This is a genomic window from Jeotgalibacillus aurantiacus (assembly GCF_020595125.1).
GTDB lineage: Bacteria > Bacillota > Bacilli > Bacillales > Jeotgalibacillaceae > Jeotgalibacillus > Jeotgalibacillus aurantiacus.
Map to the genome: position 1 here is coordinate 1 of NZ_JACNMS010000006.1, position 21,260 is coordinate 21,260.

Annotated in this window: 20 protein-coding genes, 2 tRNA genes and 2 rRNA genes; 16 read left to right on the forward strand and 8 right to left on the reverse strand. The window is 43.2% G+C overall.

Annotation, left to right across the window (positions count from 1 at the left end):
- From H7968_RS15370 to H7968_RS15410, 9 genes are all read left to right on the forward strand, one after another.
- Window positions 1-164, forward strand: a 23S ribosomal RNA gene (locus H7968_RS15370); the annotation flags it as partial.
- Between the two features lie 76 nt (window positions 165-240).
- Window positions 241-356 (forward strand): 5S ribosomal RNA (gene rrf, locus H7968_RS15375).
- An 18-nt stretch (window positions 357-374) separates the two neighbouring features.
- A tRNA-Met gene (locus H7968_RS15380) sits at window positions 375-448 on the forward strand.
- An 8-nt stretch (window positions 449-456) separates the two neighbouring features.
- A tRNA-Asp gene (locus H7968_RS15385) sits at window positions 457-532 on the forward strand.
- A 163-nt stretch (window positions 533-695) separates the two neighbouring features.
- A complete protein-coding gene (tsaE, locus tag H7968_RS15390) occupies window positions 696-1,151 on the forward strand; it encodes a tRNA (adenosine(37)-N6)-threonylcarbamoyltransferase complex ATPase subunit type 1 TsaE (protein ID WP_227397104.1) in 456 nt (151 codons plus the stop codon).
- Complete coding sequence (tsaB, locus tag H7968_RS15395; RefSeq protein WP_227396977.1) at window positions 1,148-1,846, forward strand: tRNA (adenosine(37)-N6)-threonylcarbamoyltransferase complex dimerization subunit type 1 TsaB; 699 nt, start codon at window positions 1,148-1,150, stop codon at window positions 1,844-1,846. Before tsaE ends, tsaB begins: the two co-directional genes overlap by 4 nt.
- On the forward strand, window positions 1,839-2,294 hold the full coding sequence (gene rimI, locus H7968_RS15400; protein WP_264476770.1) for a ribosomal protein S18-alanine N-acetyltransferase: 456 nt from the start codon (window positions 1,839-1,841) through the stop codon (window positions 2,292-2,294). Before tsaB ends, rimI begins: the two co-directional genes overlap by 8 nt.
- On the forward strand, window positions 2,284-3,297 hold the full coding sequence (gene tsaD, locus H7968_RS15405) for a tRNA (adenosine(37)-N6)-threonylcarbamoyltransferase complex transferase subunit TsaD (protein WP_227396978.1): 1,014 nt from the start codon (window positions 2,284-2,286) through the stop codon (window positions 3,295-3,297). The genes rimI and tsaD overlap by 11 nt, the downstream gene beginning before the upstream one ends.
- 78 nt (window positions 3,298-3,375) lie before the next feature.
- Complete coding sequence (locus H7968_RS15410) at window positions 3,376-4,668, forward strand: MFS transporter (RefSeq protein ID WP_227396979.1); 1,293 nt, start codon at window positions 3,376-3,378, stop codon at window positions 4,666-4,668.
- A gap of 1,094 nt (window positions 4,669-5,762) precedes the next feature.
- Here the strand turns inward: H7968_RS15410 and H7968_RS15415 are convergent.
- Window positions 5,763-7,706 carry an ABC-F family ATP-binding cassette domain-containing protein gene (locus tag H7968_RS15415; protein ID WP_227396980.1) on the reverse strand — a complete coding sequence of 648 codons (1,944 nt, stop codon included), beginning with the start codon at window positions 7,704-7,706 and terminating at the stop codon, window positions 5,763-5,765.
- Between the two features lie 240 nt (window positions 7,707-7,946).
- Here H7968_RS15415 and H7968_RS15420 point away from each other — a divergent pair, with 240 nt between their 5' ends.
- Genes H7968_RS15420 through tatC form a run of 3 tightly spaced genes read left to right on the forward strand, consistent with a single transcriptional unit; the run spans window position 7,947 to window position 9,687 of the window.
- A complete protein-coding gene (locus tag H7968_RS15420; RefSeq protein WP_134376386.1) occupies window positions 7,947-8,624 on the forward strand; it encodes a redox-sensing transcriptional repressor Rex in 678 nt (225 codons plus the stop codon).
- 55 nt (window positions 8,625-8,679) lie between these two features.
- The gene (locus tag H7968_RS15425; RefSeq protein ID WP_134376385.1) at window positions 8,680-8,859 is read left to right on the forward strand and encodes a twin-arginine translocase TatA/TatE family subunit; all 180 of its coding nucleotides are present in this window, start codon (window positions 8,680-8,682) and stop codon (window positions 8,857-8,859) included.
- A gap of 21 nt (window positions 8,860-8,880) precedes the next feature.
- Window positions 8,881-9,687 carry a twin-arginine translocase subunit TatC gene (tatC, locus tag H7968_RS15430; RefSeq protein WP_227396981.1) on the forward strand — a complete coding sequence of 269 codons (807 nt, stop codon included), beginning with the start codon at window positions 8,881-8,883 and terminating at the stop codon, window positions 9,685-9,687.
- A gap of 801 nt (window positions 9,688-10,488) precedes the next feature.
- On the opposite strand, the gene H7968_RS15435 is transcribed toward tatC, so the two are convergent.
- Both H7968_RS15435 and H7968_RS15440 read right to left on the reverse strand, forming a co-directional pair.
- Window positions 10,489-10,692, reverse strand: a complete 204-nt coding sequence (locus H7968_RS15435) for a YdiK family protein (RefSeq protein ID WP_227396982.1) — start codon at window positions 10,690-10,692, stop codon at window positions 10,489-10,491.
- Window positions 10,693-11,442: a CPBP family intramembrane glutamic endopeptidase gene (locus H7968_RS15440; protein WP_227396983.1), complete on the reverse strand. Its 750-nt coding sequence runs from the start codon at window positions 11,440-11,442 to the stop codon at window positions 10,693-10,695.
- Window positions 11,443-12,120: 678 nt separating this feature from the next.
- Here H7968_RS15440 and groES point away from each other — a divergent pair.
- The 3 genes from groES to H7968_RS15455 all read left to right on the forward strand — a co-directional run bounded on the left by groES (window position 12,121) and on the right by H7968_RS15455 (window position 14,759).
- A complete protein-coding gene (groES, locus tag H7968_RS15445) occupies window positions 12,121-12,405 on the forward strand; it encodes a co-chaperone GroES (RefSeq protein WP_134376379.1) in 285 nt (94 codons plus the stop codon).
- A gap of 91 nt (window positions 12,406-12,496) precedes the next feature.
- Window positions 12,497-14,119, forward strand: coding sequence for a chaperonin GroEL (groL, locus tag H7968_RS15450; protein ID WP_227396984.1), 1,623 nt, complete (start codon window positions 12,497-12,499; stop codon window positions 14,117-14,119).
- Window positions 14,120-14,291: 172 nt separating this feature from the next.
- The gene (locus H7968_RS15455; RefSeq protein ID WP_227396985.1) at window positions 14,292-14,759 is read left to right on the forward strand and encodes a hypothetical protein; all 468 of its coding nucleotides are present in this window, start codon (window positions 14,292-14,294) and stop codon (window positions 14,757-14,759) included.
- Window positions 14,760-14,889: 130 nt separating this feature from the next.
- On the opposite strand, the gene H7968_RS15460 is transcribed toward H7968_RS15455, so the two are convergent.
- The 5 genes from H7968_RS15460 to H7968_RS15480 are packed head-to-tail and all read right to left on the reverse strand — an operon-like array spanning window position 14,890 to window position 20,248.
- The gene (locus H7968_RS15460; RefSeq protein ID WP_227396986.1) at window positions 14,890-15,747 is read right to left on the reverse strand and encodes a DNA adenine methylase; all 858 of its coding nucleotides are present in this window, start codon (window positions 15,745-15,747) and stop codon (window positions 14,890-14,892) included.
- A 39-nt stretch (window positions 15,748-15,786) separates the two neighbouring features.
- Complete coding sequence (locus tag H7968_RS15465; RefSeq protein WP_227396987.1) at window positions 15,787-17,499, reverse strand: AAA family ATPase; 1,713 nt, start codon at window positions 17,497-17,499, stop codon at window positions 15,787-15,789.
- A 53-nt stretch (window positions 17,500-17,552) separates the two neighbouring features.
- Window positions 17,553-18,425: a hypothetical protein gene (locus H7968_RS15470; RefSeq protein WP_227396988.1), complete on the reverse strand. Its 873-nt coding sequence runs from the start codon at window positions 18,423-18,425 to the stop codon at window positions 17,553-17,555.
- 27 nt (window positions 18,426-18,452) lie between these two features.
- On the reverse strand, window positions 18,453-19,178 hold the full coding sequence (locus tag H7968_RS15475) for an excalibur calcium-binding domain-containing protein (protein ID WP_227396989.1): 726 nt from the start codon (window positions 19,176-19,178) through the stop codon (window positions 18,453-18,455).
- Complete coding sequence (locus tag H7968_RS15480; protein WP_227396990.1) at window positions 19,178-20,248, reverse strand: DUF4236 domain-containing protein; 1,071 nt, start codon at window positions 20,246-20,248, stop codon at window positions 19,178-19,180. The genes H7968_RS15475 and H7968_RS15480 overlap by 1 nt, the downstream gene beginning before the upstream one ends.
- Before the next feature lie 489 nt (window positions 20,249-20,737).
- Between H7968_RS15480 and H7968_RS15485 the strand changes: the two genes are divergently transcribed.
- Entirely contained in the window at window positions 20,738-20,869 is a 132-nt protein-coding gene (locus H7968_RS15485; RefSeq protein ID WP_227396991.1) for a DUF6143 family protein, read from the forward strand.
- The last annotated feature ends 391 nt before the right edge of the window (window positions 20,870-21,260 follow it).

Consider the following 21,260-nt stretch of genomic DNA (forward strand, 5'->3'; position numbering starts at 1 on the left):
CGGGATAAGTGCTGAAAGCATCTAAGCATGAAGCCCCCCTCAAGATGAGATTTCCCACACGCAAGTGGTAAGATCCCTGAAAGATGATCAGGTAGATAGGTTCGAGGTGGAAGCATGGCGACATGTGCAGCTGACGAATACTAATCGATCGAGGACTTAACCAAATTAGGTGATTCTCGAACCTTGCGGTTGTTTGATGTTGTATCCAGTTTTGAAGGCGCGAGTCTTCAAGTAAATCAGTCTAGTGATGACAGCGAAGAGGTCACACCCGTTCCCATGCCGAACACGGAAGTTAAGCTCTTCAGCGCCGATGGTAGTTGGGGGTTTCCCCCTGTGAGAGTAGGACGTCGCTAGGCTGTACCATTTTTTATCGTCGCGGGGTGGAGCAGCTCGGTAGCTCGTCGGGCTCATAACCCGAAGGTCGCAGGTTCAAATCCTGCCCCCGCAATTACCTTTGGTCCCGTGGTGTAGCGGTTAACATGCCTGCCTGTCACGCAGGAGATCGCCGGTTCGATCCCGGTCGGGACCGCCATTTATTCCATGACATGCGGTCATGGTTATTTTTTTGTTTAAAGACAGATGGATTTCGTGTAAACTAAGTGAAGATAAAGATAAATGAACGGACTGACTCCATGCGGGTGAGTCTTTTTTAAATGATCAGACATGTACTGATTGAAATGGTGGTGGCTTTTATAATGAATAAGCATGAATGGCATTCATCTTCCCCGGGGGAAACGGCTGCTTTTGCAGAAAGGCTCGGCTCTCTTTTACAAAAGGGGGATGTGCTGACGCTTGAGGGTGACCTTGGGGCTGGTAAGACGACATTTACGAAAGGCCTTGCAAAGGGGCTTGAGATTACACGCACGGTGAATAGCCCGACGTTTACGATTATGAAGGAGTATCAGGGCAGATTGCCTCTGTATCATATGGATGTGTACCGTGTTGAGGATGAGTTTGAGGATCTTGGCTTTGATGAGTATTTTAATGGAGATGGTGTGTGTGTGGTTGAGTGGGCACACCTGATTCAGGAGCAGCTTCCTGAGGAGCGTCTGGATCTTTCCATTTATTATGTTGAGAACGACTCAAGAAGGTTTGAGCTTGTGCCAAGAGGCAGCCGGTATGAGGCGTTATGTGAGGAGATTTTACGATGATTGTACTGGCAATTGATACGTCAAACCAGCCGTTGTCGCTTGCAGTAGTAAAAGACGACGAGGTAATGGGAGAGCTGACGTTAAATATAAAAAGAAATCATTCGATTCAGGCGATGACTGCTGTAGAATCATTGCTGGCCACATTGGATCTTTCTGCAGATCAGATTGAGCGCATTGTTGTGGCAAAAGGTCCTGGATCTTATACAGGTGTAAGAATTGGGGTCACGCTTGCTAAAACACTGGCCTGGTCTTTGAAGATTCCTTTGGTTGGCGTTTCAAGTCTGCTGAGTCTGGCGTGGCCGGGTAAGCAGTTTGACGGCATTGTTTCTCCGATTATGAATGCGCGAAGAGGACGTGTTTATACAGGGCTTTATACGTTTGATGAAACGTGGATGGAGCTTGAAGAGGACCGGAATGTGTCGATGGAGGAATGGCTTGATCTTTTAGCGGATAGGGAAGAAGCTGTGTTATTCTGCGGTGCAGATGTGGATGTATTCTGGGAGCAGATTCAGGCGCGTTTAGGGGACAGAGCGAAGCGTGTGTCTGCATCGGAGGAAGTGCCGCGTATGGCTGAGATGGCGATTTATGCATCTGAGCTTGCTGATGAGGACGTGCACGAGTTTGTGCCGAATTATATCCGTATGGCTGAGGCTGAGGCGAACTGGCTGAAAGAGCAGGAAAAGAATAATGGCTGACGTCGGGTTTCGGTGGATGACGACCGCTGATATTGACGCGGTGTTAAAAGTGGAGGAAGCTTCATTTTCCTCTCCATGGAGTCGTGAGGCGTTTGAAAATGAAATGACGATTAATCAGTTTGCGAAGTATTTGCTGCTTGAAGTCGATGGGGAAGTGGCTGGCTACTGTGGTGTGTGGCTCATTATGGATGAGGCACATATTACGAATGTGGCGGTTGTTCCTGAGCTTCGCGGGCAAAAGCTTGGCGAGAAGATGATGCGGCAGATCATGGATATTTTAAAGGAATCGGGTGCGACATTACTGACGCTTGAAGTGAGGGTGAGTAATGAGATTGCCCAGTCGTTATATAGAAAGCTTGGATTTTCAAATGGTGGAATCCGCAGAAATTATTACTCTGATAACGGAGAGGATGCACAGGTCATGTGGGTGAATTTAAATGACGAATAAAACGATGATTTTAGGCATTGAGACGAGCTGTGATGAGACGGCTGCTGCCGTGATTCGCGGGGGAAATGAGATTGTCTCCTCTGTGATCTCCTCTCAGATTGAGAGCCATAAACGTTTTGGCGGAGTCGTTCCGGAAATCGCTTCAAGGCATCATGTCGAGCAGATGACGCTTGTCGTGGAAGAGGCTCTTGAGCAGGCTTCGTGTTCAATGGATGACATTGATGCAATTGCTGTAACAGAAGGTCCAGGTCTTGTTGGTGCGCTTATTATTGGTGTGAATACTGCGAAGGCTTTGGCTTTTGCTCATCAGAAGCCGCTTGTAGGGGTGCATCATATTGCGGGTCATATTTATGCGAACCGTCTTGTGACAGAGATGCAGTTTCCTCTGTTATCACTTGTTGTGTCAGGGGGACATACGGAGCTTGTGCTGATGCGTGATCACGGTTCGTTTGAAGTGATTGGTGAAACGCGTGATGATGCTGCTGGTGAGGCGTATGATAAAGTGGCGCGGACGATTGGCCTGCCTTATCCTGGTGGCCCTCATATTGACCGGCTAGCGCATGAAGGAACACCATCCATTAAGCTGCCGCGTGCATGGCTTGAGGAAGGTTCGTATGACTTCAGCTTCAGCGGTTTGAAGTCTGCCGTGATTAATACGCTTCATAATGCGGAGCAGCGCGGGGAAGAAATTGATGTGAAGGATCTGGCAGCAAGCTTTCAGGATAGTGTCATTGACGTGCTGACGGAAAAAACAAAACGTGCAGCGCAGGAATATGGCGTGAAGCAGGTGCTGTTAGCCGGTGGTGTGGCAGCCAATAAAGGACTGCGCAGCCGTTTAACGGAGATGTTTGATAAGATGGATGGCGTGGAGCTTGTGATTCCACCACTCTCTTTATGTACGGATAACGCAGCCATGATCGCTGCAGCCGGAGCGGTTCATTTCGAGCAGGGACGACGTTCATCATTAGGAATGAATGCAAACCCGGGTCTTGAGTTAAAATAAGATCAAAAAGCTGTCTGACTTTCAGGCAGCTTTTTTTAGTACAATGGAGTAAGGATGCTGATTAAAGGAGCTAATGATATGAACAAGGGTTTAAGTGATTCAGATATACAGGCTTACATAGATGACCCGGCGAAAAAAGAGGCTTTGTATAAAAAGACGCTCTGGATTGTGGTGTTATCTCAGATTTTTGGTGGAGCGGGGCTTGCAGCGGGTATTACGGTTGGTGCACTGCTCGCGAATGATCTGCTTGGAACAGAGGGATATGCGGGCCTTCCGATCGGGCTGTTAACGTTTGGCTCTGCGATGGCTGCTTATACAGTCGGGCGTTCTTCGCAGCGGTTTGGCAGGCGTCTCGGGTTATCGGGTGGTTTTTTGACTGGTGGATTAGGCGCGATTGGGGTTATTTCTGCTGCCGCTTTTGAAAATATACCGCTGTTATTTTTATCGTTCTTAATTTATGGAGCTGGAACGGCTTCGAACCTTCAGGCGAGGTATGCCGGAACGGATCTTGCCGGAAAGGATCAGCGCGCGAAAGCGGTCAGTATTGCCCTTGTCTCGACAACGTTTGGTGCGGTTGCGGGACCGAATCTAGTGGGCGTGATGGGGGAGTTCGCGGTCATGGTGGGTGTTCCAGCACTTGCAGGTCCGTTTATTTTAGCTGCTGCTGCCTATGTGCTTGCAGGGATCGTGTTGTTTTTGTTTTTAAAGCCGGATCCACTTTTAGTCGCGGAGAAAATAGCTGCGGTTGAAAAAGCTTCTATTGATCCTGCGCATTCTGGTGATGTACTTCAATATAACCGTCGAGGTGTGGTGATTGGTGCTGCGGTGATGGTGACGGCCCAGATTGTCATGGTGGCTGTGATGACGATGACGCCGGTTCATATGGGAGCGCATGGTCATGGATTAGAGGCTGTGGGGCTTGTGATCAGCCTTCATATTGCTGCGATGTATTTACCATCTCTTGTGACGGGTGTGCTTGTAGACAGGGTTGGACGAGGTAAGATGGCGATCGCTGCGGGCGTAACGCTTTTGCTGGCCGGGCTTGGTGGTGCGCTTGCTCCTGGAGAATCCTTGTTTTGGATGGTTGTGGCGCTGGTTCTTCTTGGGCTGGGGTGGAATTTTGGCTTAATCAGCGGGACGTCAATGCTTGTTGATTCAACGGAACCTGCTGTACGAGCGAAGACACAGGGAGCAGTAGATGTACTGGTCGCGTTGTCCGGAGCGGCAGGAGGAATTCTTTCAGGGATGGTCGTCGCAGGGACGAGTTATGCGTTTTTGTCGATTGCTGGAGGAATATTAGCATTACTGTTGCTTCCTGCAGTTTATTGGATGAACAGAGGATCTGTTCACGGGATTGAATTGGGAAAGTGAAATGGTAAACATTAGGTGTTAATATGTGGATAACCTGTGCATAAGTACGAGAGGTACTGTTTATAATTCAGTGTGTCATGAGCTGTGGATAATGTTTGTTTCTTAACATTAATCTGTGGATAATGTGGAAAAAGCTGTTGAAAAGCCGTTTTATGCTGTGTTTAATGTGTATAACTCTGGGGATTGTCATGGTTCTGTTACAAGATATACATATTACGTACATATTTGTTTGTAATTTTCTAATAATTATATGGTGGAAAGTTATACACAATTTGGGTTTTGATTCGATGGGCGAAATAGTATAAGTGATGGGTTATTTGGGAAATGTGGTGGGAGGATTGTTGAATGGTGTTTGGAAAACCGGGCTGGGACCATCCTACGCTTTCCGTGGCCGGGCGGTGAACCCATTGTGCTTCGCACAATGGTTTCACCTGTCCCTTTCTGCCACAGGAGTCTTCGGATGGTCCCAGCCCTTTGTTTGAGCTTACCTCTTATTGGAGTTAAGGGGGAGATATAAAGAACCGGTCCGGCGGCATCCTTCGCTTTCCACGGCCGCGCGGTGAGCCAGCTAGTGCTCCGCACTACGCTGTCTCACCTGTCGCTTCTCCGCCGTAGGAGTCTACGAATGCCGCCGGACCTTTGTAAAGTAATCAGATCTAATGATTTTTGTGGGAATAAACAATATTAAAAGACTGTTACTCAAAACCATTAAGTGCCCCTGCATTCGCAGGGGTTTTTTGATGAGGGTTGTTAAATAACTGAGATAAGTTGCTTAATAAGTCTTTAGAGTTGTTTAATCTGGAGTAAGAGTTGTCAAATAAGCAAAGAAAGTTGTTAAATAAGGCTGAGGAGTTGTCAAATGCGCGGTGACTGAATGAGCGGGTGGAGCTGTGAGGCTGGTTCGCGGGATATTGGCTTTAGTTCGTGAGATTTTGCAGCTGTTTCGTGGAATGATGGCCTGGTTTGGGGGAATATTCCTGATGTTTCATAAGATTTTGGATCTCTTTCGTGGAATTGTTCTATTTGACCTATTCCGGACAACCATGATACACGCCCATTTAAAAAAGCCGGAGTGCTTGCACTCCGGCTTTTCCTTATTCAGCTAACTCTTCCTCTAATTCTGCCCATTCTTCAAGGAGCTGGTCCATGTCGGATTTGGCTTGTTCGATGGCCTGGTTGGATTCCATGACGCGTTCGTGGTCCTGGAAGATGTCGGGCTCACATAGGAGGTTTTCGTGTTCTTCGATGGTGCCTTCGAGCTCGGTGATGAGGAGCTCGATTTCTTCGAGTCGCCGGCGTTTTTTGCGTTCGGCTTTTTGTTTTTCTTTGTCGAGTGCGAAGGAGGATTTGTCTGATGCCTTTGTGTTGGCGGAAGCGGGCTGTTTGGCTGCGCGTTCGCGTTCTTCAAAGGCTGCAAGTTCTTCCTGCTCTGTTTTCTTTTCGATATAGTAATCGTAGTCGCCGAGGTATTCGGTGCTGCCGTCAGGAGACAGCTCAAGTACTTTGGTTGCCAGGCGGTTGATGAAATAGCGGTCGTGCGAGACGAACAGGATCGTGCCAGGGTAATCGATCAGTGCGTTTTCGAGAATTTCCTTGCTGTCGAGATCCAGGTGGTTGGTTGGCTCGTCCAGGATTAACAGGTTTGAGCGCTGCATCATGAGCTTGGCAAGTGCAAGTCGTGCTTTTTCTCCACCGCTCAGGGTTGCGACCGGCTTCAGGACGTCATCTCCTGAGAATAAAAAGTTGCCTAACACGGTACGGATGTCTTTCTCATTTTTCATCGGATAGTCATCCCAGAGCTCACCTAATACGGTTTTATTGGAATGAAGCTCGGCCTGCTGCTGGTCGTAGTAGCCGATGCTGACGTTTGAGCCGTACTGAATGGCGCCTGCTAGTGCGGGCAGTTTTTTCACAATCGTCTTCAGTAAAGTTGATTTCCCGACACCGTTTGGACCGATCAGAGCGATGCTGTCTTCACGGGTGACAGATGCGTTGATGTTGCGCGAAACGGCTTCATCATAGCCGACAGACAGGTCCTGCAGCTTCAGAACGTCGTTGCCGCTTTGGCGGTCGATGGCGAATCCGAAGCTGGCTGATTTTTCGTCACCGCGCGGACGGTCCATTTTTTCCATGCGTTCAAGCTTTTTGCGGCGGCTCTGTGCCTGCTTGGTGGTGGAGGCCCGTACGAGATTTCGCGCGATGAAGTCTTCCATCTTGGCGATTTCTTCCTGCTGCTTTTCGTATTCCTTCATTTCGCGTTCGTAGTCGAGTGCTTTCTGTTCTAAATATTTGCTGTAGTTCCCGTGGAATTTTTTCGAACGGTGACGCGACAGCTCAACGACCTGGTTAACGATCTTATCAAGGAAATAGCGGTCGTGGGATACGATGAGAATCGCACCCGGGTAGCCCTGCAAATACGTTTCAAGCCAGGCAAGCGTGTCGATGTCGAGATGGTTGGTCGGCTCATCGAGAATCATCACGTCAGGCTTCGTTAAAAGAAGCTTACCAAGTGCGAGACGGGTTTTCTGCCCGCCACTCAGTGTTGAAATAGGTGTATCGTAATCGAAGGACTGGAAACGCAGTCCGTGAAGTACGGTCCGGATATCCGCTTCATATTGATAGCCGCCGAAATCCTTAAATCGCACTTGGAGTTCATCGTATTCCTTCATTAAACGGCTGTAGCGTTCCTCGTTTTCATACACAGCGGGATCAGCCATCTGCTGTTCTGCACTGCGAAGCTTTTTTTCCATATCCTTTAGATGGTCAAATACGCTCAGCATTTCATCCCAGATGGAAAGCTCAGATTCAAGTCCTGAGTGCTGTTCAAGGTAGCCGATCGTGACTTCCTTCGGTTTATTAATATCACCGGAATCATACGAAAGCTGTCCGGCGATCATTTTTAAAAGCGTAGATTTCCCCGCGCCGTTACGGCCAACGAGGGCGATGCGGTCCTTAGTCTGGACCTCGAGTTTTATATTAGACAGAATCTCCTCAGCCCCGAAGGACTTGGAGAGACCGTTCACCTGCAGTAAAATCATCAATGGTTCACCTCTATTTTTATCCTCTTAAGTGTATCGCAACGGGGAAGGCATAAGCAATACAGGGGATTTGTGAAAAAGTTTGCATACTTTGCAAGAGTGTACCCTGTTGGTGTATGATAACAAAGGAAGAAGTTTGCTTGTCCAGAAAAAGGATTGTTGAAATATAATGATTTGGAAGCGTTCACAGGCTGAATAGAGCCAGAAAAGGTGATCGTTGGATTTAGGGGGAGAAGAGGCATGAGTCAGGAACAGATGAAGATTCCTCAGGCCACAGCCAAACGGCTGCCGCTATACTACCGGTTTTTAAAAAACCTGCATTCATCAGGAAAACAGCGTGTGTCATCGAAGGAATTGAGCGATGCGGTCAAAGTTGATTCTGCAACAATCCGCAGAGATTTTTCGTATTTCGGTGCACTCGGCAAAAAAGGGTACGGCTATAACGTCGATTACCTGTTATCCTTTTTCCGTAAAACGCTTGATCAGGACGAGACGACAAAGGTCGTGCTGATTGGTGTCGGAAATCTTGGAACGGCATTTTTACATTATAATTTCCTGAAAAACAATAATACAAAGATTGAAATGGCGTTTGATGCAGACCCGAAAAAAGCGGGCACATCAATCGGAGAAGTACCGGTATATGCCATGGACGAGCTTGAGGAAAGAGTTCAGGACAGTGACATTGAAGTGGCGATTCTGACAGTGCCAGCAGGTCCGGCACAGGGTATCACCGACCGTCTGGTGAACCTGAAGATTAAGGGAATCCTGAATTTTACCCCGGCAAGACTGACGGTGCCGGAGGATTTACGGATTCACCATATTGATCTTGCGGTGGAGCTTCAGTCACTCATTTATTTCCTGAAAAATTATGGCACAGATGACGTAGAAACGTCACAATTAGAGGACATATTGGAATAGCCAAATGCCGCAATTTGTTTTATGATGGAAGATAGAAAGAGGAGGTGCATGCATCATGCTACCAGGTGGAATCAGCCTTGCCGTAATCGCGATCGTTGCGTTGCTCATTTTTGGCCCTAAGAAGCTTCCGGAACTCGGAAAAGCTGCGGGCAGCACCCTTCGTGAATTCAAAGACGCAACTAAAGGTCTTGCCGATGACGACGATGATGTAAAGAAAGAAGATAAGAAGCAATAATTTTTTTGGGATGGTGGCCATATGAATGAAAAAGATATGACCGTCCATGAGCATATAAATGAAATAAGAAAACGACTCATCATTGTAGTCGTTTTCTTTGTCTTTGCAATGGTCGGAGGCTTCTTTATCGCAGAGCCGCTGATGAAGTTTCTTCAGTCCTCTGATGAAGCACAAAAAATGACCCTTAACGCATTCCGGCCAACGGACCCTGTCATGATCTACTTCCAGATCATCATGTTCTCTGCGTTGATCCTGACATCGCCCGTCATCTTATATCAGCTCTGGTCGTTTGTCAGCCCCGGTCTCCACGAGCGGGAGCGGCGCGTGACACTCAGTTATATACCCGCATCCGTCTTCCTGTTTTTATCAGGACTGGCGTTTGCCTACTTTATTTTATTTCCGTTCGTCATCAGCTTTATGACGAACCTTTCGAATAACCTTGAAATTGAACAGGTCATCGGGATCAATGAATTCTTTCAATTCCTATTCCAAATGACAATCCCCTTCGGATTCCTGTTCCAGCTGCCGGTTGTCATGCTATTTATCACAAGACTCGGCATCGTCACACCGATGTTTCTCGGAAAAATCCGTAAATACGCGTACTTCGTGCTGCTCGTCATTGCAGCCTTCATTACGCCGCCGGATATTTTCTCACATATGCTCGTGACCGTACCGTTATTGTTGCTGTATGAAATCAGCCTGTGGATTGCGAGAATCGGCTACAACAAAGCGCAAAAGGCAGAAGCCATCCAGCGCGAAATAGAAGAACAAGAACGCCGCGAGCGGATTGACAAAGAGCTTGCAGCGCGTGAAAACAGCGGGGAATGATCTTCGCTGTTTTTCTTTTTGTGGGGGGTGGTTCGGCTGGGGAGCTGTTATGTTGTTAGCGGTTGGTTTTTTGTCGTTAGCTGGTGTGTTTCTGTTACTAGCCGTGGCGTTTCTGTTGTTAGTGGTGCTGGCGTCGGCTGAAATGTTGATAGGGCTTGTTAGTTTGTTGTAAGGGATCGTGTTTCTGTTGATAGGACTGCTTGATTTGTTGATAGGCACGCTGGAATTGTTGATACATTTTCTTGAGGGAAGTGAATTGAAGGTAACTGGCTTTTTATCTGGATGCATTAAGCCAGAGCTGGTGCGGTGGTTTTATGTTGATCGGGTGGACATTTCTGTCACTAGCCGTAAAGTTTCTGTCGTTAGCCAGGGAGTTTACGTTATTAGGCGTGCTGGTGTCGGTTGAATTGTCAAAAGGGCTTGTTGGTTTGTTGTAATGGGGAGTGTTTCTGTTGATAGGCCTGCTTAATTTGTCGTTAGGCACGCTGGAATTGTTGATACATTTTCTTGAGGGATGTGAATTGAAGGTAACTGTCTTTTGATCTCGATGGATTAAGCCAGAGCTGGTGCGGTGGTTTTATGTTGATTGGGTGGACATTTCTGTCACTAGCCGTAAAGTTTCTGTCGTTAGCCAGGGAGTTTACGTTATTAGGCGTGCTGGCGTCGGCTGAAATGTTGATAGGGGTTGTTGGTTTGTTGTAAGAGCCCGCGTTTCTGTTGATAGGCCTGTTTAATTTGTCGTTAGGCACGATAGAATTGTTAATACACTCTCCATAAGAAAAAGTAGCGAACCTCAGTCCGCTACTTTTTTTCATTCATATGCTTTTTGATTTTCAGGTGGAGTCCGATCAGGCGGATTCCGGCGCCGATGTCATAGGTGGCAAAGGCGACGAAGATGTATGCCCAGACGCCCCAGCCGTTTTCGTTTACGCTGTTGATGGCGAAGAAAACGAAGAAGAATCCGAGGATCAGATAAAAGACTCCGTGTCCAAGAGGAGACCTCATTTATAAAATCCCTCCCAGTACAGCGCGCCAGACTAAGGCAAATGCTTCATTCAGCTCCACGATCCGCTGGATTTCATCGGCAAAGAAGAACTGCGTCATGACGACGAATGTGTTGATGGCCATATGCGCAATAATCGGCACGATAATTTTTTTTGTAAATGCATACAAAAATGCAAATGCGTAGCCCATTGCTGCATAGATTAGGATGTGGGTGAAGTCAAAATGAATCACCGCAAAGATCAGTGCACTGATCAAGCCTGATATGAAGAAGTTGTATTTGCGGTAGAACCATCCAAAGATGACGCCGCGGAATACGATTTCCTCAAGAATAGGTCCGAAGATCGCAATCGCCACGGCTGCAAGAGGTACATAAGAAAGCAGATCGATCAGCTGGGCTGTATTATCAGAGCCCGGCTCAATCCCGATCAGATACTCAATGCCTACTGCGATCATCTGGCTGAAGAAGGCCAGGAAGATCCCGATGAACGACCAGATCGCAATCATCGCAGGACCTGCTTTTTCGCCCGGCAGATCCAGCACGCCTTTATTGCGGTTCAGCACAAACAGAATCACAAGCAGCCCAATCATGAAGCTGAGGAAAATCCAGTAGCCTGACACAAGGTTCAGCAAAACGGTCGGCTCCGCGCTGCTGACTGAACGCCCGACGAGAAGCGCAACCGGAACCACCACAAACGATGACAGCTGCATCGCAACATACGTAATTAAAATGATCAAAAAGGTGCGATTCACAAGCATACTCCTTTATTCGTTCTGTAGTGTTAATTCTACTAATAAAAGCGGGTGCCTTCAAACTTAATCGCTTTATGATGAAGGATTTCATGATCGTTTTGTGAAAATGGGGAGCGGGGAGGCGTGCTGGGGAATTGTACTGATGGGGGAAGTAATTCACTTGTTTCACAAATGAAAGATGGATCTCCGTTCCAGGCGGACGCTTTCCGTGGCGCGCGGTGAGCCGCAGGAGTCGCCGCCTTCCACTCCGATCAACCATGAAGGAGGGTATCTTCATGGAAGAAAAGGTTGGGGGAAACTAAGCTGCTGGAGAAAATGTATCGATCGGGGTCGTAATTCAATCGTTTCAAAAATTAAATGTATTGTTCTGGATTTTTTATGTACTGTTTCAAACAGGAATTGTATCGTTCCACTTCCGCCGACCTGTTATTGTATCGTTAGCAGACTTAATTGTCCTGTTTCAAAAAGTTTATGTATCGTTTCAGGCAGGAATTGTACTGTTCTGCATACAATCCGCCACCAATCCGCCCGCACCAAAATGTAATACAAAATTTATAAAAATCACATGTTTTTCTCTTGCAAAAGAAAACAGAATTATTTACACTAATACTTGTGTTAGCACTCAGATAAAAAGAGTGCTAATAAACGAAAGAACATCATTCAAGGAGGTTGTTTCACTTGTTAAAACCATTAGGTGATCGCGTAGTTATTGAGTTGGTAGAGTCTGAGGAAAAAACATCAAGCGGGATTGTACTCCCGGACAGTGCGAAAGAAAAGCCGCAGGAAGGGAAAGTTGTGGCAGTCGGAACAGGCCGTGTGCTTGAGAACGGCGAGCGTGTAGAGCTTGAGGTTTCTGTTGATGACCGCATTATCTTCTCGAAATACGCTGGAACAGAAGTGAAATACCAGGGTACTGAATACTTAATCCTTCGCGAGAGCGACATTTTAGCAGTCGTTAACTAATGTTAACTTACTTACTTTTATAAAACAAAGTCCTTCGATCAGGACGTCATTTTCATCAAAGATACCAAATTATTTTAGGAGGTACTTATAAATGGCTAAAGAAATTAAGTTCAGTGAAGAAGCACGCCGCTCCATGCTACGTGGTGTGGATCAGCTTGCAAACGCGGTAAAGGTAACGCTTGGACCAAAAGGACGCAACGTCGTTCTTGAAAAGAAATTCGGTTCACCATTAATCACAAATGACGGCGTAACAATCGCAAAAGAAATCGAGCTTGAAGATGCATTTGAAAACATGGGTGCAAAGCTTGTCGCTGAAGTAGCAAGCAAGACAAACGAAATCGCCGGTGACGGTACAACAACTGCAACGGTTCTTGCACAGGCAATGATTCGTGAAGGTCTGAAAAACGTGACTGCTGGAGCAAATCCGGTTGGCGTACGTAAAGGGATCGAAAAAGCGGTTCAAACAGCGCTTGAAGAACTGAAAGCCATCTCTAAACCAATCGAAGGCAAAGAGTCGATCGCACAGGTTGCGGCAATCTCTGCTGCTGACGAAGAAGTCGGCCAGCTGATTGCTGAAGCGATGGAGCGCGTTGGAAACGACGGCGTTATCACAATCGAAGAATCAAAAGGCTTCACGACAGAGCTTGATGTAGTAGAAGGCATGCAGTTCGACCGCGGATATGCATCTCCATACATGGTCACAGACTCTGACAAAATGGAAGCGGTGCTTGATAACCCGTACATCCTGATCACAGACAAGAAGATCGGCAACATCCAGGAAGTTCTTCCAGTTCTTGAGCAGGTTGTTCAGCAGAACAAGCCACTTCTAATCGTTGCTGAAGACGTAGAAGGTGAAGCACTTGCAACACTTGTTGTGAACAAGCTTCGCGGAACATTCAATGCCGTTGCTGTAAAAGCACCAGGCTTTGGTGACCGTCGTAAAGCAATGCTAGAAGACTTAGCTGTACTAACAGGCGGAGAAGTGATCACTGAAGATCTTGGACTTGATCTGAAGTCAGCGAACATCTCCCAGCTTGGCCGTGCTGCTAAAGTTGTGGTTACAAAAGAAAACACAACAGTTGTTGAAGGTGCAGGAGACGCTGAAAAAATCGGCGGCCGCGTAGCTCAGATCCGTGCACAAATCGAAGAAACAACATCTGACTTCGACAAAGAAAAACTGCAGGAGCGCCTTGCAAAACTTGCTGGCGGCGTAGCAGTCATCAAAGTCGGAGCAGCAACAGAAACAGAACTGAAAGAGCGCAAACTGCGCATCGAAGACGCCCTCAACTCAACGCGTGCAGCCGTAGAAGAAGGAATCGTATCCGGTGGTGGTACAGCACTCGTGAACGTATACAACAAAGTAGCCTCTGTTGAAGCAGAAGGCGACGTGGCAACAGGTATCAACATCGTGCTTCGCGCACTTGAAGAGCCAATCCGCCAAATCGCACACAACGCAGGCTTAGAAGGCTCCATCATCGTCGACCGCCTCAAGAAAGAAGAAGTAGGCGTAGGCTTCAACGCAGCCAACGGCGAATGGGTCAACATGATCGAATCCGGCATCGTAGACCCAACAAAAGTAACACGCTCAGCCCTTCAAAACGCTGCATCAGTAGCGGCGATGTTCCTGACGACTGAAGCCGTAGTCGCAGACATCCCGGAAGAAAACACTGGCGGTGGCATGCCTGATATGGGTGGTATGGGTGGAATGATGTAAGGTCATCCATACACAGAAGAACTCTCTCTCACTTTGTGAGGGGGAGTTTTTTTTGTGCTGAAAATAACTGTTTTAGGTATTTTTATGGAAATATATGATATTATTTTACTGGGATAAAGTTGATTTTCAAAATTCAAGCTGTAATTTACTTTTCAGTAGGGATGTGAATGATATGAAACAACGCGTTGTAATGTTAATCTCAGTCTCTCTAGCAATCGTGCTTTCATTAGCTTTAGCTTTTGAAGCTTACAGTCAATCTGAAAAGCGAGAGCTCGAGATATTTAATCTGCTTTTAGGTATTGAATTGGTTATAGATGAGCTGGAATCGGATTTAGATAAACAAAGCAAGATCATTGAATCTAAAACCTTTCAAACTGAACTAGAGAATTATGCTATGGAAAAAAATGATTACTTAAACACATCAAAAACCGTGTCTTATATGTTTGAGGCAATAGAAGATGTAGACAAAGATTATATTGATCTTAATGTTGATTTACATTATCACTACAGCAGTTTTTTAACAGCTGAATCAAAGGAAGTAGCTTCAGAAGAGCATGAAATTTTAACAGGTCTGCTGTTAGAAATAAAAAGAATTAGAGATTATTTAGCTTCGATTAATGATTTTGATAACGAGGCGTGATCGATTAATGTATCCTTTAAATGTTTAAAGAGTTTTGCAGCATGAAGTGCCTAATTTCAAGGGAATATCCTCTTTTTTATAGAACGTATGTTCCTTTTTGGGATAAAAGAAAACTTCCAAAAATGGAAGTTCAAACTGTTTGGAGATGTTCTCTCAAATTACCAGGCTTAATTTTTTTTGAAAAAAACATAAACTCTTGGCCTCGAGTAGGTTCTGCAATAGAATAATTTAAATAATATTTTTCGTAATAATGTCTGGAGTACAACTTCTCAATTTTATCAGCAATATCGTATGTTAATATCCAATAACGATTTCTCATTTTTCCTTTGATTACTTTGGCTAATTCTACGTGATCATTATGATCGTAGAAATTTGTATATAAATCTGGACCTTTATCGTAGTATGGAGGGTCAAAAAAAGTTAATGAGTTCCGAGTATTTTTAATAACTTCCTCAATGAATTCAATCGCGTCATAATTATGTACCTCAATTCTGTCAGCTTTTGACGCAATCAACTCTATTCTTTTAATAATTTTCTCTTTATTAAATCTACAATCCATTTTATAAGCACCCTTTTGTTCTTTGCCACCAATAACGCCAGCTTTAATTATTCCAGCTCTATTAGTCCTGTTTAGAAAAAGGGTAGAAAATGCCACATCTAATTCACTTTCATTTTCTTTGTTAGATTGTATTTTTTTCTGTAAATCCCATTCTTTCATAGATATAGGGGTTTCAATAATTTTGTCAATTAACTTTTCTGGATGACTAACAATTACTTTCCAAAAACAATAAATACTGCGATCAAAGTCATTTATATATATTTTTTGAACATCCTCGTTTAAAAGCAACCTTATTGCAACTGCGGCTCCTCCTGCGAACGGCTCTATATAGCTTGTTAGATTATTTTCTCTAATGAGATGTTTTACATAGTTGTAAGTTTTGTCTTTACCACCAGGATATCTTAGTGGGGTTAATGTAGCTCTCGGCATTTTATCACCTGCTTCTAGTGTTATCTGTTTCTTCCTTTACTAAAAACCTTTACTTTTTAGGGCTGCAAGTTTATTTGTTACAAGCTTTATAAATGATTCTGCAAGTGTGGTAATATTATCATTTTCAAGAACTGCTTTGTAATAATACTTATATATACCTGATTGGTCAAAAAAAGATTCGTGAGATTGAAACCATTTCTTTAGATTTTCTCTGTCAAGTTTTTGCTGTGAGATCATGTTTTCAAGTTCATTTAAGAGCATTTGAGGATAATAATTACCCAAAGACGTGTTATGTTCCACAGAATACCAAAAATCATGATGCTTATCTTCATTTAATAACAACTCATACAGAATTCTAAAAACATTTTCTTCAGGACTAAAGTCGCCAGGCAAAAAAAGAACATTTCTTGGGTAGTTTTGAATTGAATTATAGCCCTTTGGATCATTAGTTAAAAATTCTTTGAGAGATGGTTTTTTCTTATATCTCGCGTCTCCATCTAGAACAATAATGGTATCTTTGAAGTAGCTATCTTTATTCGGTAAATCAAGTAATGTAGTACAGTTAATTTGAGAAGCAATTAATTCACAATTATTTAAAAGATTACTCTCATTTTTACCCTCATAATAAATATTCATTATTTGCTCTAGTGCAAACTTTGCTTCTTCATCCTCTAGATAGACTTTAACTTTTGGCATGGAATAATGTATTTCTGAAAATAAGTCTGCTTTTATAGATTGATAAGAGTCTTCTTCTCTAAAAAAAGGTCTGTTATTATTTCTAAAATAATATACCATGTGATTTTCCGAATCCTTTTGTTTCAATCTAAGCATCTCCTGAATTACAGTTAGGGAATGGCTAGTAAATATAATTTGGAGTTTAAGTTCTTTTGACTGCTCTTTTAATAATTTTAAAAGTCGTAATTGTGCGTCAGGATGTAAGGAAACATCAAGTTCATCTATACATAATATGCCACCTATATAGTTGGGCTCAGTAGAAATATTATGAAACGACAGTAATGCATTAATAATCCCACTCAAACTTTCTTGTCCAATCGATTGTGTGAGTATACTTGACGATTTAGGTTTTAAATATATCCCGGTATAATTAATTTTCGGTTTTGGTGTTTCGTATAATTCGTCAGTCTCCTCATCAATTGAACGCGGAAGCACTTTGTTATACATTTCTATATACTTTTTAGTAATAGTAAATTGATCACTTATATATTTTCTGCCAGTTATTTTAACTAAGTGATTATGCAGAGATTTAGATTCTCCAAAAGGGAAAAGCCTGCTAGTGCTTACGTAATATGTGGGTATTGGCATTCTTTCAGATCCCTTTATTCCAGTGTTTTTAAAAACTTCTTCTCCAATCTTATCATTTTGAATGCCTTCAGAGTTCACAGTTCTTGGTACTAATTTTAATTTCGGACCATTGGGATGCGAAGTCCTTACTCTTTTATAAACTTCATGTGCTTTATAGTGGTATTTTAAAGTTACTTCGTAATAATCATCATTTTTTCTAGAATCCTTATGCTCATCTTTGGATAAAATGAAGTAGTTATTAAATTCGGGATGGAAATCTTTATTATTTAACGTTTTAAACTCTTTTGTCCCGGAACCATTTGCAATTATACCTAATAAAGTTGATTTTCCTAATCCATTACCACCAGAAATTAAAGTAAGACCAGGCGATATATTAATAGTTTGATTTATGAATTTTCTGAACTTTTTTATCTTTAATTCTCTTAACATTTTATTTCTCCTAATTCTTTTAATTTTTATAAAACCATTCATTAAAAAAATTGCTATACCCCAATTTTCTGATCAGGTTTGGTTCTGGAGAGTTTTTTTGACAAAGAACTCAACTTCCATATTCCTACATTTTTATCAGCGTCATATCTGTGTTCTACAGATATAATAGAGTTAACTTTATTGAAAGGAATTATTAAACTTTCAAAAACTTTTGGATCGTTGAATGGCGTAGCAACAATAGTATTAGAAAAGGATTTATGTGAGATAACTACGTTTTCATAAATATCTCCATTCTCCAATTTGATGGTTGAAATAACATCAGTTTTAATTTCCTTTAAAAAATAGTTAAAATAAAAAAGGAAGAGAGGGAGAAATACAAACAAAATTATAATTAATTGAGCTATCGCCTCAGACGCCTCAGAGTGGTTTTCACTTATAATTATTTGTTTGTCTTCAATTCTGACTATTTGGTCAATGACAGACGCTAAGAAAACTGAGAATATTACAACTCCTAAAATGTTTAAAATGAAAATTATTATTAAGTATATCTTTCTGTTATTTGTATAATTCTTTACCCAAAAATCAACTCGAGTGGTGTTTTGGATATAAGTAATAATTAACATAAAAACGAAAAGCAACAGAATCACGCCCATGATAAACACCAGGATAGTATTGCCTACATAAGCATTAAATTCTCTAGTTGGAATATTCCATTCAATAGACCAAGGTACTAAAGTCAATGGGAAAATAATGAATATTCCAATAAAAGCAAAAAGGTTATAAGTAAATTGAACAAAGGGTGATTGTATTGCTCTTTCTGCTTTTTTTGATTTCAAAAGTATAAAAATAAAAGGGATGAAAACACCTAAAAGAAAAGGTATGGATTTAAAAATAATATCTACAATTGATTGAATGATTTGAAGCATTACTATCCTCCAGAAATTTATACGTTTTTAATTTTCACAAGCCCATCCATCATTATCGCGATCCATCTTATCTTGATAAGCAGGGTGATCAGCAGCTACCCCACCTGGATAGACAGTTCTCAAGTGTGTGCAGTTATCAAAAAACTCCGCTTCTTGTGCTGGCGGCGCGGATGCAGCGGCAGCTTCAGCCTCAGCTGCCTCTTGAGCAGCAGCTTCTTCTTCAGCCAGTGCTAGTGCAGCGGCTTCTTCCTCAGCCTTCTTTTTTGCAAGAGATTCTTCTTCGGCTTTCTTTTTGGCTGCTTCCTCTTCAGCTTTTTCCTTTGCTGCTATTGCGACAGCCTCTTCTTCAGCCTGTTTCTTGGCTGCGGCTTCTTCCTCCGCTTTTTTCTTTGCTTCAGCATCGGCTTTTTCTTTTGCTTCCTGTTCAGCCGCAGCCTTTTCTTCAGCCTCTTTTGCTTCCGCAGCAACACGTTCAGCTTCTTCAGCTTCTGCTGCTACCTCTGCACTTTCAGCCTCTTGAGTGTCTGTAGCGATTTGTTCGTCAGGGTTTGATACGGTTATCACACATCCGGTTAAGGCCATCACGAGACCTACGCTTAAGATCGCTGCAGGTTTACGTGACTTGGCCTTCAGTTTCTTATTCGTATTCCATTCGTAGATTCCCCAGCTGGCCAGAGCGGCCCCGATAGTGAAGAGCGGGAAGTTAAATAACAGGATAAGAAAAACTATTAAGCATACAATCAATAACCACATTAGACTTGCACCTCCTGGACTAATTTAAAGCCTTTGGTTTTCAGATGATTCATTTCGTGATTAAAGAAGAGAATTAAGTCAGTTGCAGGCGTAGTGGCATTATAGACGCTCTGAAACTTATTACGATCCACAGATACAGCTGCAATACAGCCATGCTCAGCAGGTTCAACCGCATAGCTATTTGCGTAGATGTTGATATGCACTTTTTGAAGTGGAAAGAGGTTAAACAACTCTCCAACTATTTTTAGCATCATGCTCGAGACAATCTCTTTTTGAAGCTGATAGTATTTCCCCTTAGCCATCTGCTTGTTAGAAAGCTTGCCTGTAGCAGTGAGACTGATAACGTGAGAGGGAGCATAGTCATCAGGAAGAGCTACCTCAACAAATGCGGTATTTGATCCGGGATATGTAACGTCCACATCGGCACCAATGTCCATCAACGTTTTAAACGGATTCTTTGAAGAGATTAATCGGGTCATCCCTTCCTGATCACCATTAAGTATCTTTTCGGCTTGAGCGATCGAACTGTTCCAATTTTCATAGATTTCTCTATCCTGGTTTTTGGCTTCAGGTAGAGACTCAGATAAAGAGACTTTACGCGCATCGATCCTGTTAAATAGCTTATCTCTGAGAGTCGGTTTATACTCTTCAATGGTTTTTAAAGCTGCAAGATAATTTGGTCCCTGATCTTCACTTGCGAATGGGGGAGGGGAGGCGAAGCGTTTTTCCCAGTCGATAGGATCAGATACATTAAGGTGCATTTTAGTCAGGGAATCAATCTGGCTATCATACTCATTAACGATTTGACGATTGTTTTGCTGCATCTGCTGTTTATTTTGATTAGCAACAGCTCTGGATTGAGTTCTTTGAGCAGTCGCGCCGGACTTTCTTGTAAGGCTGCTTGTTTTTGAAATCCCGGTACCAGGTATCCCGGCTGTCACTTTAGTTCCGGATCTGCTATTGGTGCTTATTCTCGCACCTTTAACGCCTGCTGAGATACCAACACTTTTTTTACCGACATTAATCCTTACACCAGGAGCGACTTTGAAAGATTTTTTGAATTTGACCATGCTGTTTCCTCCTTATTTGTGTGTAAATATCCTCTATAAACATAACTGTTTCAAGATTACTTGAACCATTTACAATTTCTTTTTCATTTTGTATCTCCCTGTATATATAGTTAAAATGTTACAAGTAATTTGAACTAATTGAAAGGAAAATTTTATAATATTTATAAAAGGAACGTTCGTTCTTATGATCGTATCAAAAGGAGGGAACAATCATGAAAGAGAATCTCTTTAAGCATTGGCAGCAAAATCTTATCGTTAAGATGATCTAAATGGATAAAAGCGGTGTTTATGATATTAAGATAGAACACCAAAAAAGCTCCGGCCATCTATTGAATTTGGTCGGAGCTTTTCATATAAAGGAACGCCATATAATCTCAAAACCCTTTTCCACACCCCTAATAAATCCAACCATCCCACATCTCCATAAAATAAATACCCTATCCCCTAGACCAATTTCTACAATCCAATTCAGAAAGGAAAAGTGTCTTCATGTCATCGTTTGATCACGATCATTTGAAAAAGGTTGTGAATATACCGAATCCGTTGTATCAGTCGTTGCAGGGGCGGTATTTTGTTGGGCAGACGGAGCATGTGTTGTTTGAGAAGGGACTTAAAGCGTAAGAGGTTTGGTGAATCCGGAGGGAGAGGATGTTGATTTGTTTGTGAATGATAGGGACAGAGCCCGGCAATATCACACTCCCTCCGTTCCCATGTTCAGCAACTGTGGCTGTAGTCAATCTTGATCAAGAGACAGAAGAACCTTGCCAACACTCAAAGAATGAGTAGCAAGACAAAATCATTTTCCTGCTCGATTCTTCTATTATCGAATGATTCACGATTTACGTCCCAGTGTATCCCATACATTGGCCGGGAGGAGTTTTATGCCGGCGGATTTACATTAAGCGATCATAGGGACCTGGCAATGCTGCTATCAAAGGTTTCAGGGAAAGTCATCATTTCATACTATGACGATTCACTGATCGATGAACTATATGGAATATTCCTTTTCCCG